Annotated in this window: 1 protein-coding gene; it reads right to left on the bottom strand. The window is 44.3% G+C overall.

The window, feature by feature from the left end; all coding sequences use genetic code 11:
- Nucleotides 1-849: IS4 family transposase (locus tag ACFO3G_RS03230; RefSeq protein WP_380077947.1), on the bottom strand; the 849-nt coding region annotated here is incomplete at its 3' end.
- Between the last annotated feature and the right edge of the window lie 100 nt (nt 850-949).

The following is a 949-nucleotide window of genomic DNA, read 5'->3' as shown; positions in this document are numbered from 1 at the left end:
GGCTGCATGCTTGAAATCATTGGTCAGAAGCTCAACTATATAACCTTTAGGATGTAAGATGGCTATCCTACGAATCTTCTTAGGGTATTTGCCCTTCGTTTGGACTCCGGTAAGCTCTACCTCCTGATCAATTAGGATCTCTTGAGAGGTATGCTCAGGCAGATCTCTTTCGCAAATCGAATCAAAGAGGAGATTGCTCTTGCCTCTAACCACAAAAAGTACATCTTTGCTGTCCCAAAGGTTCAGTAGCTCCGTGTCACTATAAATTCTGTCGGCTACAACGATGGTTCCGGGGGCAAAATGGAGTTGCCTGGCAATGGTATTGTCGGCTCCCTTTCCATTAGATATGCAGACAAACTCCGGCAGAAGTGTCTCAAAATCAAGGACCGTGTGCATCTTAACCGCCCCCTTGGTATGTGTATATAGAGCCCAATCGTACATGCTGATACAGAGAGACATCAAAGTGGAGTCCAAGAGTACCACCTTGGACTTAAGTCGCTTTTTGACTTGCTTCAGCGTGCCATGCTGTCCGAAATGTTCCAAGAGAGAATAATAGACATCCTCAAAGAACTTAGACCTCCTCCTGGCATTCTGATAACCGATATTAGACTTTGAGGGGGCTCGTGACAGCCCAAGGTGATTGAGGTTGCCTGTGGCCGATTGTAATCCCTCCGATATCTGACGTAAGGAGACACTCCCTGAGAATTGGCTAAATATCATGGTTACCAAGTGGCTCCATGAGTTAAAGCCTTTGGCATGTTTGTCCGTACCATGCTTTTTAACAAGACGTTGAATGATATCTCGAGGAAGTAAACGAATAACTTGTGCGAATAGTGTTATATTTGCCATGAAAAGGGTGGTTGGTGACAGCTCTTGGAGCTGTTCTTTTTTGTTCAATACAAACCTACCCTTTTCTTTTTATTCGTCAAAAACGTTTAGGACACTATTG

Origin of the sequence: Falsiporphyromonas endometrii, assembly GCF_042654485.1 — a bacterium.
Lineage (GTDB): Bacteria > Bacteroidota > Bacteroidia > Bacteroidales > Porphyromonadaceae > Porphyromonas > Porphyromonas endometrii.
Note: the sequence above shows the minus strand (reverse complement) of the source record. Positions and strands in the feature narration are given on the sequence as shown.